Origin of the sequence: Streptococcus sp. 2020WUSS089 (assembly GCF_044427405.1) — a bacterium.
Classification (GTDB): Bacteria; Bacillota; Bacilli; order Lactobacillales; family Streptococcaceae; genus Streptococcus; species Streptococcus hashimotonensis.
This window is the reverse complement of sequence record NZ_JAOTGD010000010.1, coordinates 13,530-26,450: the sequence shown is the minus strand read 5'-3', so window position 1 is coordinate 26,450 and position 12,921 is coordinate 13,530. Positions and strand designations below refer to the sequence as shown.

Genomic DNA, 12,921 nt, shown 5'->3' with positions numbered 1-12,921 from the left:
TTAAATCGTCAATGGTCAGACCAGTCTCCTTACAACAGGAGAAATAACTCTCTACTGTGAAGATTTCTTCACTCGCTGTTTCTGTTTCATCTGCTTTTTTCTGGTTGACATCCCTTGGTTCAACATATTCATCAAGACAGGGGCTACTTCCTGAACTGGAAATTCCTCCAATTCCATGAAGAAATCCACAAAAGGTTTCACACGAGGATTGGCAGATTTGGCAAAAACCCAAAAAAGACGATGGAAAAAGGTCATATCAAAGTCAGATAAGATAGACACATCAACCTGACTTGCCTTGAGTTCTTCCCCTTCCTCCAGCTGGTCTAGCTTATCCAAGATAGCTTGACTATTGACCATAGAAAAGAGATCTTGGAAATAGTCCTTACCAAACTGCTCTTTATAAGCAATTGGTGTGTAGGCATTGGTTGCTAACTCGTAGGTTGTTCCTGCTATGGTAATACTTTCTCTCATTGCCTACTCCTTACTTACGAGGTTCAAAAACTGCCTTGAACCAGTTTTGACGAATCTCATCACTCGTTTCCTCCGTTGTTCGTCGACGTACAACCTTATCAAGAGGGCGAGGACTGGCAGTAAAGGTCAACTCTACCTCATTGATATCTGAACCAGACTTGGTTTTTGAACCAACTGTCGGTCGAGATGCGTAACAATAATATAAAACGTGTAATGTTTCTTTTTTATCCCCTTCAAAACGGAACATCAACGCAAAATTTTTCTTTTCGCTGTTTGCGATTTCTGAAATGGTATTTGTCGTCGCATCCAACTGTTCTCCAAGGACTCGAGTCAAAAATTCTTGCGTTAGAAGAGCAACTTTTAGCGTTCCTTCATAACCATCGTTTGACTCAGTAGTATAAAAATTGATATTGTCTGCCTTATAAGAACCCTTGTCGCCTGTTGGTTCTAGGGTTAATTCTGCAGCACCACGAAGGCGTTCTACATTGCCGTATGTCAACGCACCATCAGAACCTTCGCTTGTAACTTCTGCCCAATGGACATCTTGTAGTCCAAAGGTGACCTTATTCTTTTCAGCCATATTATCCTCCATGTAATGTGATGTAATAGGTTATTTGATAGAGTTTCTCAGATGAGATATAGGTCTCTACTTTTTCAAAATAAATAAGGTGGCTGTCAAATAATGACTCCACCTTTTGTTCAGTTGCTAAATCTTTCTTAGTAGTATAGAGTTCCACTTGCAGATTATTCTGCTTATGATAGGTCCAATTGTCTGCACCATGATTTTCTGATTCAGTCACTAAATAAACCAGATACGGTGGTCTTGGACGACTCCCTTCTTCAAAATGATGGTAAGCGAGGGGGAGCTGTAATTCTTTGAGAATGGAGTACATTTCGCTCAGTAACATGTCTTATCACACTCGCTTTCTCAGCTTTTCTTCTAAGGTTCGTATCGCTTGTTTCTCAACGGGAGCGATATGCTTAATTCCCTCAACTCGCCCGCCAGAGCTTTTTGCATGACCATTTTCTAATAGATGCGTCAGGCCTGGCGTTCGATTATGAATGGTTTTGGTTAAATCTGTACTGGTATCAATCGTTGCTTTACTCTTCCACCCTTTGGCATAGGAACCACTCTTTCTAGGTGACATTGCTTTCAAGGTTTCAATGGATTCATCTGTGACTTCCTCTACAACTTCACGCATCACCTCTGTTGTATCCTCAACAAATTCTGCCAGCTCATTTGCGATGGCAGTTTCTAGTGCATCTAGTTCAATTCTAGTCATAACTCTCCTCCCTAATGGCGACGATGTAAATTAGTTGTCGTGGCACTGTATCTCCATCAATCGACTCAATCTCATAGGTTTGACCACGAAATTGAATGCGAGTCGTTAAGGAATGAAGTCCAAGAATTGCCTTTTCATACCTGAGGGTGAACTGGACTTTCTCTTGATCCAGTTTCGTCACACTACCGTCCCTTTCGGTCAAGGTGAGAGGACGACAAGAGCACCACCGTTCAAATAAAGGGAGCCATGTCGAAGTTTCATTACCAATCTCATCTTGAACAATCTGTCGAACATGAAATGACAAGCGTTCTCTCAGAGGTGCAATCTTCATCAGAACACATCCTTTCGTTCAGCCAACAACAAGTGATAGAGAGTCTCCTTCAACTCCTTATGATTTGCATCTTCTCTATGTTCATAAAGATAGGCAACCCCATATAGGATTGCCGTCTTTAGAACATCTGAATAGGTCGATTGACGCAGAATATCTTCACAGAGTTGTTGACAGGTTTCAAGCAACTGCTCAATCAGCCCATCCTCATCCTCGTGTTCCACTTTAAGATACTGTTTTGCTTCTGCTAAACTAACCATGACTACTTAGCCTTTACTGTTAGTGTCTTCACGGCTTCAGGTAGGACTAACTTGCCATCAACACGTTGTGAAGCAAGAAAACCAATCTGTCCATTATTGGCATAGAGTTCGTTCAGACGTTTGAAGGTACGTCCCTGACGGTCCGCAATCCAATAATATGAGAAATCACCAAATGCAATGGCCTTGTTTCCTGCTTCAGGAAGTGGAGCAAAGGTTGATGTATAGTATGGACGATTTAGAATCAAATCTGGTTGTCCAGCTTGAGTGGATGGCTGCCAAATGTAATTGCCATTATTATCTTTGAGTTTACGGATAGCTTTGACAGTCGTATCATGTAAAATCCAAACTGCGTTCTTACGATATGGTGCTGGTAGAGAATGATACAATTCAATCATGTCATCAAAGGTAATATCCTTTGTAGCAGTCGTTGGACCTGTAACTTCTGCCTGAGTAAAGATACCTGTCGGTTTCTTAGAACCATCACCAATCAAGAATGCCTTTTCTTCTTCCGTTCCAATACGACGAGCAAATTCAGCTGTCATATAGGACTCAAGGTCAAAGACTGAATCGTTAAGCAACTCTTCTGAAATACGAATGGCAGTACCAATCTTATGAGAGTCGAGTGTCACCTGACCAAAGGTTTCTTCTGTTTCTGGATATAAACCATTTTCATCCATCCATGAGGCTGATCCATGTCCAGTCACAACAGGAATCTTTCGCTCACCACTAGATGTTTTGATAACAGTCGCAAGGCTACGGAAGAAATTCTCTTCTTGTAATCCTTGAACTAGTTTCTTCTCATACTCATCAGGAACCAGATGACCACCTTCGGTATCTTCCCCAACTCGAAGGACGTCTTTAACATCAAAGAAGTGACGCTTACGGACACTTGTCCAAAATGTCTTGGCATAGCTATCTGAAGCCACACCCTTCTTTTCCTCTTCAGTAGTCTTGTCATTCAGAACTGTAGTGGGCTGCCCAATTAGAGCCTGTGAGGCTGGTTGAGAAAGTTCAAGGTCAATCTTTTCTTGTCGCTCCAACCGGGCAATCTCTTGATTGTAGAGGTTGATTTTTGCTTCCATGTCATCATAGCGTTTAGAATCCTCCTCTGATACCAGTCCATCTTCTGAGCGAACAGAATCAAGGAAGGTTTTTGCTTGTTGCCAAGCTAGGTTACGTTTTTCTTTCAATTCAAGTAATTTAGACATCAGTTCATTTTCCTTTCGTTATTTAAGCAAATTCAATCGTTTTTCCAACTGATTGATCGGGATTGTTTTCTTTGGTTGTTGGACTCCAAGTTTCGCCTGCATTTTGACAAGTAAATCTTGTTGGGCAGCAGTTCGACTGAAAGAATAACTCTCAGTCTCCATTCTATGTTCCTCTTGTTTGTCAAAGAGAATCTTGTCTGCAAAGCCCAGTTCAACAGCCTTTTTGGCATTGAACCAAGACTCTGAGTCCATGAGGTGTGATAGCTTGGTTCTTGAAAGTCCTGTTCTTAGTTCATAGGCATTGATGATGGATTCCTTAATTTCTCCCAACATTTCAATGACTTTCTGCATATCTTTGGCTTCACCTTGTGCCACTGTCCAAGGATTGTGTATCATCATCATGGCTACTGGACTCATAGAAACCGTTGTACCTGCCATTGCAATGACACTAGCAGCACTTGCGGCCAATCCATCAATCACTACATGGACATCACCTTTGTAATCCATCAACATGTTATAGATTTGAGCAGCCGCAAAAACATCACCCCCTGGACTATTAATCCAGAGGGTGATGTCTCCGCTTCCTGCATGTAAATCATTTTTAAATACTTGTGGCGTGACTTCATCGCCAAACCACGTCTCTTCAGCAATCTGTCCTTCAATACGAAGTGTTCGACCACTATCATCTTCTGTAAAATTCCAAAACTTATGCATCCATATCCTCCTCATATTGAGTTTCTTGTTCTAACGTTGCTTGTTTCATAAAGCCACCCGCATCCTTCAGTTTCGTCATATTGCCGTTTATCAAGTAGAGATTGCCTCCTTCCTCATCTGAAAGGAGATTCAAGTCCTCAAGTTCACGAATATCATTCGTCGATAGCCAGCCATTTTGTCTCCCAATCGCATAGCCGTTCATACGACTCTGATAATCGCCACGAAGAAGACCATCTACATTGAACTTCACAAAGTAGGTTTTCTTTTCTTCAGGTAAAAAAAGAGACCTCTTGAAAGCCTGTTCGAGACGAACTACCCAAGGGTCTAAGGTGTATTTAACAAATTCTAGAGATTGTTGCTCAATGTTTGAAAATGAGGATTTCTCCAAGTCACCAACCATATGAGGTGGAATGCGATAGAGCCTTGCAATTTCATTGATTTGAAATTTTCTTGTCTGAAGAAACTGAGCTTCTTCAGGTGGTATGCCTACTTGAGTGTATTTCATCCCTTCCTCAAGTACTGCCACCTTATGTGCATTGGTTACCCCATTATAGACTGCATTCCATGAATCTCTCACACGTTTTGGATCTTTGAGAATACCTGGGTGTTCCAAAACGCCACCTGGATTTGCACCATTTTTAAAGAATGATGCTCCATAGTTTTCCGTAGCCAATGTCATACCGATAGCATTTTTGGCAAGGGCAATTGGAGAATAACCGATCAAGCCATCAAAACCCAGACCAGGAACGTGGAGAACATCTTCTGCTCTCAAGATAGCATCACCCTTTTCCTTAAAGTTAGGATTTTCTTCTGACTGACGCTTGTATTTGTAATAGAGCTTTCCGCTTTCGTCCCGTTGAACAGACATCTTATCTGGTAAGAGTGGGTAAAGACTGATTACCTGTCCACTCCTATCTCGGATAATCTGGACATAGGCATTGCCCCATATCAGAAGATGGGTCATCAAGGTTTCTCTAAAGACAAAGGATGACATCTCAGGGTTAGGTTCATCATGTAAGAGAAAATAAAGGGGATGTTCCACCTTCTTCTCCTTTCCAGTTGCCGTTCTCTCATATACATGAATGGGTAATGAAGCAACTGCTTCAGCTAAGATACGGACACAAGCATACACAGCTGTCGTCTGCATAGCTTTAAACTCATCCACATTCTCCCCACTGGTCGTTCGTCCAAACAGATATGAGAAGTCCTGACCTTCATAACTATTTCGTGGTTTATCTCTAGCACGCTTACGTCCCAGTAAATCTAGTAATCCCATACTTCCTCCTTTTGAGTACGAAAAAAGCACCTCAATTGAAGTGCTTTTCGTTTATTCTTAGATGGTTTTCATCTCTCCTTCTTCAAGAAGATACCATGTTCTATCACTTTCTTGAAGTTATATCCTCAATAAGAAAAGTTTTAATGATTCCGAATGTATTCTAATATTGCATCATAATCTAATTCTGATGAAGCTACTCCAAGCCCTAGCTTCACTACTTCTTCATCAGTCTGATTTAATACAATGCCATTTAATTTTAGGAAAATAATCATGACAAACACTCCAATTCGCTTGTTCCCATCAAGGAAGGCATGATTATTAACTAGCGAATAACAAAGTCTAGCAGCCTTTTCTTCAATACTTGGATACTTCTCAACACCAAAATAAGTACTAAAAGCTGAAGATAGTGAAGATTCTATTAAACCAACATCCCTAACACCACCTAACCCCCCAGTAGCTTGAATTAACCTAGTGTGTAATTCAATAACCTGTTCAACAGTTAATACTTTCATTTTGCCAATTCCTTAAATGCATCAAGATGGCGTGATAAAACTGAAGTCGCGACTTCATCCAAAGTTGATTGTTCAACAACCGTAGGGGTTGCCTGTTCCTCTTTAATTAGACTCTGATAGTCCACTAATACATACTTTGGTGTGTTATTTTTCAATATTACTGCAGTACCATTCGTATCGACCATACGAGCTACCTTAGAAAAGTTTTGATTTGCTTCAGAAATAGAGACTAAGTTTTCAATATTGATTTGCATTGTAATATCCTCCTTTTCTCTATTCTACCACTTTTTAGGATATATTCAACCTATTTAGGTTATTTTCATCCTAAAAACTCAATATACCACGTTCATCATAGACACTCCCTTCATCAGTTTGATGACGAATACAACGGTCCAGTCCCATTATGAGTGCTACAATACCGTCAATTTTCTCGACTGACTTTTCCTTATCTGGCTTGATATTGCCAGCGGGGTCTTGTCTCATGACTACGTTTTGTCCCATCCATTTCAGAACAGGATGCCCACCATGTTGAATCTTGCCTTCCATCATTAGTTTATAGAGTTCCTTAGATGGTGGACTCATATCCTTGTATCCCTGACCAAAAGGCACCATGGTCAAGCCCATCCCTTCTAGATTCTGAACCATCTGCGTCGCATTCCAACGGTCATAGGCTATCTCCTTGATATGATAGATTTCCGATAAGTCTTCTATAAATTTTTCGATAAAACCATAGTGAACAACATTTCCCTCCGTAGTTTTGATGTAGCCCTGACGCTCCCAAACATCATACAGAACATGGTCACGTCGACATCTCAGTTCCAGTGTATCCTCAGGTAGCCAAAAGTATGGCAGTACGATATAATTTTCCTCTTCAAATCTAGGAGGAAATACCAAGACAAAAGCTGTTATATCGGACGTACTAGAAAGGTCTAGCCCTGCATAGCAACTACGACCCTTGAGGTTTTCATATTGAATAGGAGCATTTCCCTTAGCATAAACATGTTCTGGAATCCAAGCAACACTGGAACTTGTCCACATATTTAGACGGAGCTGCTTAAAGACATTTTCTTCAGCAGGATTGTCAAGTGCCTGTTGGTACGCTTCTCTAACACGGTCAATCCCAATAGTATGCCCTAGTGAAGGGTTGGCTCTTCTCCAGTTTGCTTCATCATTCCAATCATCTTCATCGGATAATCCATAAACCACTGGATAGAATGATGTGTCCTTCTTTCTACCATTCAGAATATCCAATGCTTTAGTATGCAATTCATAACAGATGGAGTTCCTATCCGTTCCAGCTGTTGTGATAATAAAAAAGAGAGGTTGTTCCCTTGCGTCTCCTGATCCCTTGGTTAATACATCATACAAATGTCGATTTGGCTGAGCATGGATTTCATCAAAGACCAAGCCAGATACGTTTAGTCCATGTTTTGTCCCAGTCTCTGCTGAAAGAACTTGGTAAAACCCAGCGTTAGAATAATTTACAATACGCTTGGTAGCACCCATTATCTTAGAACGCTTTTCCAAGGGGCGACTCATCTGCACCATCTGCTTGGCTACATCAAATACGATTGACGCTTGGTTTCGGTCACAAGCCGCACCATAAACTTCTGCACTGGCTTCATTATCAGCATAAAGCAGATAAAGAGCGATAGCTGCTGCTAGCTCAGACTTGCCATTCTTCTTTGGAATTTCTATATAGGCTGTTAGGAATTGACGGTTGCCATCCTCCTTGACAATTCCAAATAGGTCACGGACAATCTGTTCCTGCCACGGTAACAAATCAAATCGCTTTCCTGCCCACTTCCCTTTGGTGTGAGAAAGGTTATTGATAAATGTTACTGCCCTATCAGCCTTTGCCTTATCATAGTGTGAGGTTGGAAGCATGAATGGACTTGGTTCATAATGATAACTCATAAAATTCCTCCTAACAAATCTTCCATTTCATCACCAGTCCCAACTTCCGAATCCATCGTAGCTAATCGGTTTCGTGCCGAAGGTGTCAAACCAAATTGTTCACAGAACTTAAGCATGATTTTGAGATTAGTCTGGCTGATAGAGACTTGAGGGACTTGTTGGAGATAGCCATTCGGGGTTTTGATAATGGATCCATGCTTGGAAAGGAACTCTTCTGCCTCTTTCCAGCGAGCGTAAGCTTGACAATATCCTGCAAATGCAGTCATGTCCATTTCGGTTAAAATTCCCATCTGTTCGAGAATTTTTCCCATCCGTTTCCACTCCTTCTTTGCATCATCTTCAAGCCACTGCGGGCAACGTGGGGCTTTTTGTTTAGGTTTGACTTCATTTGTAGGAAGTGGTCGCTTACCAGGATTTCCCTCAAGTATTTTCATATTCGTTGGTTTTGGTTTTCGCCCCCTGATTGCCACAATCTCACCTCCTTTAGAGTAATAAAAAAGAACTCAATTCGAGCTCCTTCCTAAAGTTCATTAAAGTTATCAAGAACAGCCTGACAAACTGTTCTATCAATATCATCCATGCAATCTATTTCGTTCCCATATCTATATTGCTTGATATATTCACCATCACGTTTTATTGTCAGAATTCTAATCCAAGCACCGTCAATATTTCTCGAGTCTGTTGTATCTTCACGGAGAAACTCACAAACGTAATGTTGGTCTCCAACCGTTCGAGTCATAATTTCCCACTTCTCACAATACCTTTTCTACGACATCAATTCCATACAAAACATTTAGGCAACTGCCGTTTTCCCACTTAACTAAGAGAGAGCCAATGTCGTCCACTCCAATCACAGTTCCAATCGTTCCTTTAGGAACTGGATGTGGGTCATCCATTCTAACTAATCTAACCTTCGTCCCAACAGGATATATTGTTTTTAGGTAGTTAAACATTTTTGCGTCCATGCCATTCTCCAAACATATCGAATGCCCATTTAACAGCGTGACCAAGATCCGTAACAATTATTGATTCCTTGTATATGCGGTTAAGTCGGCATTCAAATAGTTCAAATTCTTCAAGGCTGTCAACGATTTCGTAAATCTCAACTACTGTTTCTTTGTTTCCTTTGGATGCAACGATAACCCATTCCTTGTAAGGAATGATGCTTGCGGTTGTTGGGTAGATTTCATAGAGTTTTTCAAGTGTTGTTGTCATTCTTTTGTTCTCCTCTTCTTTTGTTGTGTACATATTAACTCTAAAGGAGATTTATATCCAGTCATTTATGGAATATTTTGAAGATATATTTGATAATTATTCGTTTGCCAATATGGAAGTCGCTTCAGCAAAGGTCAAAGTCTGTCCATCACGCAATACCGTCACGTTTTCATTTCCAATTGACTCTATATAACGTTTGACAATGACATCCACAAACTTCTCATCCAACTCAATGCCGTAACAAACCCTTCCAGTTTGGTCTGCGGCCATTAGGGTCGAACCAGAACCAAGGAATGGATCAAGAACAAGCGTTCCTCGCATCGATGAATTTTGAATAGGATAGGCCATGAGCGGACTTGGTTTCATTGTTGGGTGGTCTTTACTAGATTTTGGACGGTCATATTCCCAAATGGTTGTTTGTTTACGGTCACTGAACCATTGATGTTTACCCTTTTGTTTCCAGCCAAAGAGACATGGTTCATGTTGCCACTGATAGGGACTACGTCCAAGAACTAAGGAGTTCTTCTTCCAAATGCAACACCCACTGAGGTAGAATCCCGCCTCTTTAAATGCCTTTCGGAAGTTCAGTCCTTCTGTATCCGCATGGAATACATAGATTGAACCATCAGACTCCATATGTTTTTCTACTTGAGTGAACATATCAAAAAGAAACTGGTAAAAGTCACTATCAGGCATATTGTCATTGAGAATCTTTCCAGCTGTTTCTTCTACATCAACATTATAGGGAGGGTCTGTCACAACCAAATTTGCCTTTTTATCACCTAAAAGTTGGTCATAAGTTTCAGCTTTCGTAGAGTCTCCACAAATCACTCGATGCTTACCAAGTTGCCAAATGTCCCCTCGTTTTGAAAAGGTGGGTTTCTTCAATTCCTCTTCAACATCAAAGTCATCATCTGATAGGTCTTTATCATGAACATTCGACAGGATATCGTCAATTTCTGGTGGTTCAAAACCAGTCAGGTCGAGATTGAAATCCGATTCCTGTAAATCCAAAAGCAAGTCCGCCAAAAGTTGGTCGTCCCATTGACCGGTGATTTTGTTAAGGGCAATGTTCAGTGCCTTTTCATCTTCTTTGGATAAATCGACAATGACACATTTGGCGGTTTCATAGTCTAAGTCCTTCAATACAGTTAATCGTTGATGGCCACCAATTACCGTCAAGTCTTTATTGACGATGATGGGGTCAACGTAGCCAAACTTGAGTAGACTTTGCTTAATCTTTTCATACTCCTTATCACCCTTTTTAAGTTTTTTTCGAGGATTGTAGGAGGCTGGGTGTAATTCAGACAATCGAATTTCTCTAATTTCCATTGTTGGTTGGCTTGTCATTGGTTTCTCCTTTATAAAAGCGTGATTGAATGTAACACGAATGGCTACAAAATTTCCTATTTGGATTGGCATAAGATAAAAATGACCTGCCACATTGCTGGCAAGTCAAATCTTCATATGCAGTTTTTGATTTGTCGTGTTCGTCAGAATGAGTGGCCCACCAGACTTTACGACATTTATCCGAACAGAACTTCTTTGGTCTTCCTATTTTATGAATTTTAAGTGTTTGATAACACTGTGGGCAACGGAGTCCGTCATTCTGGTCGGCTTTTGCCATTTGCTTTGTCGCCGCTCCATGACCAAGCAATGCTGGATTTCGTTTACAGTATTTTTTAACAGAATCTCTAGACAGTCCTGTAGCCTTACCGATTAAGCCATAGCCAAGACCTTCTGCTCGCATTTTCCAGATTTGTTTGCGTTGACTTTCGTCCATTTGTTTTCCTTTCCAGCAAAAAAGGACTAAAAACAACTATTTTCTACATTGTTTCTAGCCTTTTTCACTATTTTATTACCAAAATGACATACTTGGGAACGCTACATCCCCACATTAGAAACGTGATAACGGTGGGAAGGAACGTCAAAATGAAGCGATTTTAATGTACCCGCTTGCGAATTTTGCGAAATTGCACGTTTGAGGGGGCGTCGGTCTTAGTCTCCCAAGGGTTTAGAGATTCCATCCCCCCTCCCCCAAAGGGTTAAAAATTGGATACTATTGTAACGAAACTCCAAGACTAAAATCGATACGTATACTCCACATATCGGTCAGTCGTCATGGTCTTCCTATCATGACAAGACTTACAAAGTGCTTGCCAGTTTGATTGATTCCAAAAGAGTTCTTGGTCACCTCGGTGGGGTGTGATATGGTCAACCACTGTTGCTTTGGTTAATCGACCTTTGACTTTACATTCAACACAGAGTGGATGAACTTTTAAGTAACGAAGTCGTGCTTTATTCCACTGGGTATTGTATCCTTTGGCTTTGGTTGACTTGGCATCCAGTTGATGGTTTCCCTTATGGTTGTCACAATACTTGTGACCATAGGATACTAAGTTAGGACAACCATTTTGTTTACAAGGTGTGCTTGGTCTTCTTGGCATTTTACTTCTCCCAAGGAAGATTTTCTTTCGTGAAATGTCCGAAGCAAGATGTTTTGGTGTAGTCTACATTCAAGAGATGAAGTTCCTTAATGATACCTCGTGGTGTTAAATCATATCGCTCACGAATCATTCCTTCCAGTTGTTTTGCGGTGTAGCGACTGGTACCAAAGGTTTCTACATACACCGACACAGGTTCTGCAACTCCAATGGCGTAGGCTAATTGTACTTCACATCGTTTCGCATACCCTTCACGAACAATATCCTTAGCAATCTTTCGTGCCATGTATGCGGCTGAGCGGTCCACCTTGCTGGGGTCTTTTCCAGAGAAAGCACCGCCACCATGATGTGCGAAACCACCATATGTATCCGCCACAATTTTACGTCCAGTTACTCCTGCATCCGCAAATGAGCCACCAAGAACAAAACGTCCAGTTGGATTGACTAGAACTTTGAAATCTAGATTCTGACGGTAGCGAAGTGCTACTGCCATCATGGCTTCCGTCACAATTCGTTTCACTTTGGCAAGATCAGCCGTTTCGGTATGTTGGATGGAAACTAAGAAGGTGTCAATCCGTTTCTTCTCATAGTCATAGGATACCTGTGCTTTTGCATCCTTTCCAAGTAAGGGGTGACCAAGTGAAATCAGTTTCTCAAGGACTCGAGTTGCTAAGACATAAGGAAGTGGCAGGTACTCAGGTGTTTCATCTGTCGCATAACCAAACATCATTCCTTGGTCACCAGCACCACCATTATCAACACCTTTGGCAATATCAAAACTTTGGAGTCCAAGTAGGTTAGTTACCCGAACATTCTTCATACCAAGTGGCTCGACAACCTGTCGAACAATGTTCTCGAGATTAAAGTTATGTCTTGTCGAAATTTCACCAGCTACTATAACCTGGTTATCCTTGATTAAGGTCTCAACTGCCACTCGACTTGATTTGTCAAACTTGAGACACTCCGTCAAAATGGCATCTGAAATCTGATCACAGATTTTATCTGGGTGTCCAACCGACACCTGTTCACTAGAAATAATCATAATTCCTCCACGCAAAAAGCCCAACCTTTATGAGGCTAGGCTTTACTTTATTTTACTGATTGTTGTCCTGCTTCGTAGGCTCGTTCGAGTGCTTTTTTAATTCCCCAAACTGGAATGTCGTAGAAATCAAGGTTATCGCTCCAGCGTTGTTCCAAGGTTTCAACTTGTAATTCCTCTTGAGCAATCCTTGTAAAAATCGCATCCAGTTTTTCTTGTTGGCGTTTTGTCATTGTATTGTTCTCCTCTTCTTT

Annotated in this window: 21 protein-coding genes; all 21 read right to left on the bottom strand. The window is 41.1% G+C overall.

Annotated elements, in window-relative coordinates; translation table 11 throughout:
• Positions 1-51 precede the first annotated feature (51 nt).
• The 21 genes from ODU46_RS07895 to ODU46_RS07795 all read right to left on the bottom strand — a co-directional run bounded on the left by ODU46_RS07895 (position 52) and on the right by ODU46_RS07795 (position 12,900).
• Positions 52-471 (bottom strand): hypothetical protein, encoded by a 420-nt coding sequence (locus ODU46_RS07895; RefSeq protein ID WP_024407624.1) that lies wholly within the window; start codon positions 469-471, stop codon positions 52-54.
• 10 nt (positions 472-481) lie between these two features.
• Positions 482-1,051 carry a major tail protein gene (locus tag ODU46_RS07890; RefSeq protein WP_024376948.1) on the bottom strand — a complete coding sequence of 190 codons (570 nt, stop codon included), beginning with the start codon at positions 1,049-1,051 and terminating at the stop codon, positions 482-484.
• A gap of 1 nt (position 1,052) precedes the next feature.
• Complete coding sequence (locus ODU46_RS07885) at positions 1,053-1,379, bottom strand: hypothetical protein (protein ID WP_044688770.1); 327 nt, start codon at positions 1,377-1,379, stop codon at positions 1,053-1,055.
• Between the two features lie 6 nt (positions 1,380-1,385).
• Positions 1,386-1,754 (bottom strand): HK97 gp10 family phage protein, encoded by a 369-nt coding sequence (locus tag ODU46_RS07880; RefSeq protein WP_398579477.1) that lies wholly within the window; start codon positions 1,752-1,754, stop codon positions 1,386-1,388.
• Entirely contained in the window at positions 1,747-2,085 is a 339-nt protein-coding gene (locus ODU46_RS07875; protein WP_099809781.1) for a head-tail adaptor protein, read from the bottom strand. The genes ODU46_RS07880 and ODU46_RS07875 overlap by 8 nt, the downstream gene beginning before the upstream one ends.
• Entirely contained in the window at positions 2,085-2,342 is a 258-nt protein-coding gene (locus tag ODU46_RS07870) for a head-tail connector protein (RefSeq protein WP_044688773.1), read from the bottom strand. The genes ODU46_RS07875 and ODU46_RS07870 overlap by 1 nt, the downstream gene beginning before the upstream one ends.
• A gap of 2 nt (positions 2,343-2,344) precedes the next feature.
• Positions 2,345-3,550 carry a phage major capsid protein gene (locus tag ODU46_RS07865; RefSeq protein WP_044763609.1) on the bottom strand — a complete coding sequence of 402 codons (1,206 nt, stop codon included), beginning with the start codon at positions 3,548-3,550 and terminating at the stop codon, positions 2,345-2,347.
• Between the two features lie 18 nt (positions 3,551-3,568).
• Positions 3,569-4,264, bottom strand: coding sequence for a head maturation protease, ClpP-related (locus tag ODU46_RS07860; RefSeq protein WP_024416040.1), 696 nt, complete (start codon positions 4,262-4,264; stop codon positions 3,569-3,571).
• Entirely contained in the window at positions 4,257-5,540 is a 1,284-nt protein-coding gene (locus ODU46_RS07855; RefSeq protein WP_099832202.1) for a phage portal protein, read from the bottom strand. Before ODU46_RS07855 ends, ODU46_RS07860 begins: the two co-directional genes overlap by 8 nt.
• 140 nt (positions 5,541-5,680) lie before the next feature.
• The gene (locus ODU46_RS07850; RefSeq protein ID WP_099832203.1) at positions 5,681-6,052 is read right to left on the bottom strand and encodes a type II toxin-antitoxin system death-on-curing family toxin; all 372 of its coding nucleotides are present in this window, start codon (positions 6,050-6,052) and stop codon (positions 5,681-5,683) included.
• Entirely contained in the window at positions 6,049-6,306 is a 258-nt protein-coding gene (locus tag ODU46_RS07845; RefSeq protein WP_018374772.1) for a type II toxin-antitoxin system Phd/YefM family antitoxin, read from the bottom strand. The genes ODU46_RS07850 and ODU46_RS07845 overlap by 4 nt, the downstream gene beginning before the upstream one ends.
• 70 nt (positions 6,307-6,376) lie before the next feature.
• A complete protein-coding gene (locus ODU46_RS07840; protein WP_099832204.1) occupies positions 6,377-7,969 on the bottom strand; it encodes a terminase large subunit in 1,593 nt (530 codons plus the stop codon).
• The gene (locus tag ODU46_RS07835) at positions 7,966-8,439 is read right to left on the bottom strand and encodes a phage terminase small subunit P27 family (RefSeq protein ID WP_003058374.1); all 474 of its coding nucleotides are present in this window, start codon (positions 8,437-8,439) and stop codon (positions 7,966-7,968) included. The genes ODU46_RS07840 and ODU46_RS07835 overlap by 4 nt, the downstream gene beginning before the upstream one ends.
• A 50-nt stretch (positions 8,440-8,489) precedes the next feature.
• Complete coding sequence (locus ODU46_RS07830; protein WP_099832205.1) at positions 8,490-8,708, bottom strand: hypothetical protein; 219 nt, start codon at positions 8,706-8,708, stop codon at positions 8,490-8,492.
• A gap of 13 nt (positions 8,709-8,721) precedes the next feature.
• The gene (locus ODU46_RS07825) at positions 8,722-8,934 is read right to left on the bottom strand and encodes a DUF4314 domain-containing protein (RefSeq protein ID WP_099832206.1); all 213 of its coding nucleotides are present in this window, start codon (positions 8,932-8,934) and stop codon (positions 8,722-8,724) included.
• Positions 8,915-9,184 carry a hypothetical protein gene (locus ODU46_RS07820; RefSeq protein ID WP_099832207.1) on the bottom strand — a complete coding sequence of 90 codons (270 nt, stop codon included), beginning with the start codon at positions 9,182-9,184 and terminating at the stop codon, positions 8,915-8,917. Before ODU46_RS07820 ends, ODU46_RS07825 begins: the two co-directional genes overlap by 20 nt.
• Before the next feature lie 96 nt (positions 9,185-9,280).
• Positions 9,281-10,534, bottom strand: a complete 1,254-nt coding sequence (locus ODU46_RS07815) for a site-specific DNA-methyltransferase (protein ID WP_398579476.1) — start codon at positions 10,532-10,534, stop codon at positions 9,281-9,283.
• Positions 10,506-10,967, bottom strand: a complete 462-nt coding sequence (locus tag ODU46_RS07810; protein WP_014638126.1) for a hypothetical protein — start codon at positions 10,965-10,967, stop codon at positions 10,506-10,508. Before ODU46_RS07810 ends, ODU46_RS07815 begins: the two co-directional genes overlap by 29 nt.
• 298 nt (positions 10,968-11,265) lie before the next feature.
• On the bottom strand, positions 11,266-11,631 hold the full coding sequence (locus tag ODU46_RS07805) for an HNH endonuclease (protein ID WP_398579475.1): 366 nt from the start codon (positions 11,629-11,631) through the stop codon (positions 11,266-11,268).
• Between the two features lies 1 nt (position 11,632).
• The gene (metK, locus tag ODU46_RS07800) at positions 11,633-12,670 is read right to left on the bottom strand and encodes a methionine adenosyltransferase (RefSeq protein ID WP_398579474.1); all 1,038 of its coding nucleotides are present in this window, start codon (positions 12,668-12,670) and stop codon (positions 11,633-11,635) included.
• Positions 12,671-12,717: 47 nt separating this feature from the next.
• Complete coding sequence (locus tag ODU46_RS07795; protein ID WP_024412697.1) at positions 12,718-12,900, bottom strand: DUF6900 domain-containing protein; 183 nt, start codon at positions 12,898-12,900, stop codon at positions 12,718-12,720.
• Between the last annotated feature and the right edge of the window lie 21 nt (positions 12,901-12,921).

Bases quoted from the DNA above. Each gene is read 5' to 3' on its own strand.
- ODU46_RS07895 (WP_024407624.1), bottom strand. From the start codon at position 471: ATGAGAGAAAGTATTACCATAGCAGGAACAACCTACGAGTTAGCAACC.
- ODU46_RS07890 (WP_024376948.1), bottom strand. From the start codon at position 1,051: ATGGCTGAAAAGAATAAGGTCACCTTTGGACTACAAGATGTCCATTGG.
- ODU46_RS07885 (WP_044688770.1), bottom strand. From the start codon at position 1,379: ATGTTACTGAGCGAAATGTACTCCATTCTCAAAGAATTACAGCTCCCC.
- ODU46_RS07880 (WP_398579477.1), bottom strand. From the start codon at position 1,754: ATGACTAGAATTGAACTAGATGCACTAGAAACTGCCATCGCAAATGAG.
- ODU46_RS07875 (WP_099809781.1), bottom strand. From the start codon at position 2,085: ATGAAGATTGCACCTCTGAGAGAACGCTTGTCATTTCATGTTCGACAG.
- ODU46_RS07870 (WP_044688773.1), bottom strand. From the start codon at position 2,342: ATGGTTAGTTTAGCAGAAGCAAAACAGTATCTTAAAGTGGAACACGAG.
- ODU46_RS07865 (WP_044763609.1), bottom strand. From the start codon at position 3,550: ATGTCTAAATTACTTGAATTGAAAGAAAAACGTAACCTAGCTTGGCAA.
- ODU46_RS07860 (WP_024416040.1), bottom strand. From the start codon at position 4,264: ATGCATAAGTTTTGGAATTTTACAGAAGATGATAGTGGTCGAACACTT.
- ODU46_RS07855 (WP_099832202.1), bottom strand. From the start codon at position 5,540: ATGGGATTACTAGATTTACTGGGACGTAAGCGTGCTAGAGATAAACCA.
- ODU46_RS07850 (WP_099832203.1), bottom strand. From the start codon at position 6,052: ATGAAAGTATTAACTGTTGAACAGGTTATTGAATTACACACTAGGTTA.
- ODU46_RS07845 (WP_018374772.1), bottom strand. From the start codon at position 6,306: ATGCAAATCAATATTGAAAACTTAGTCTCTATTTCTGAAGCAAATCAA.
- ODU46_RS07840 (WP_099832204.1), bottom strand. From the start codon at position 7,969: ATGAGTTATCATTATGAACCAAGTCCATTCATGCTTCCAACCTCACAC.
- ODU46_RS07830 (WP_099832205.1), bottom strand. From the start codon at position 8,708: ATGACTCGAACGGTTGGAGACCAACATTACGTTTGTGAGTTTCTCCGT.
- ODU46_RS07825 (WP_099832206.1), bottom strand. From the start codon at position 8,934: ATGGACGCAAAAATGTTTAACTACCTAAAAACAATATATCCTGTTGGG.
- ODU46_RS07820 (WP_099832207.1), bottom strand. From the start codon at position 9,184: ATGACAACAACACTTGAAAAACTCTATGAAATCTACCCAACAACCGCA.
- ODU46_RS07815 (WP_398579476.1), bottom strand. From the start codon at position 10,534: ATGACAAGCCAACCAACAATGGAAATTAGAGAAATTCGATTGTCTGAA.
- ODU46_RS07810 (WP_014638126.1), bottom strand. From the start codon at position 10,967: ATGGACGAAAGTCAACGCAAACAAATCTGGAAAATGCGAGCAGAAGGT.
- ODU46_RS07805 (WP_398579475.1), bottom strand. From the start codon at position 11,631: ATGCCAAGAAGACCAAGCACACCTTGTAAACAAAATGGTTGTCCTAAC.
- metK (WP_398579474.1), bottom strand. From the start codon at position 12,670: ATGATTATTTCTAGTGAACAGGTGTCGGTTGGACACCCAGATAAAATC.
- ODU46_RS07795 (WP_024412697.1), bottom strand. From the start codon at position 12,900: ATGACAAAACGCCAACAAGAAAAACTGGATGCGATTTTTACAAGGATT.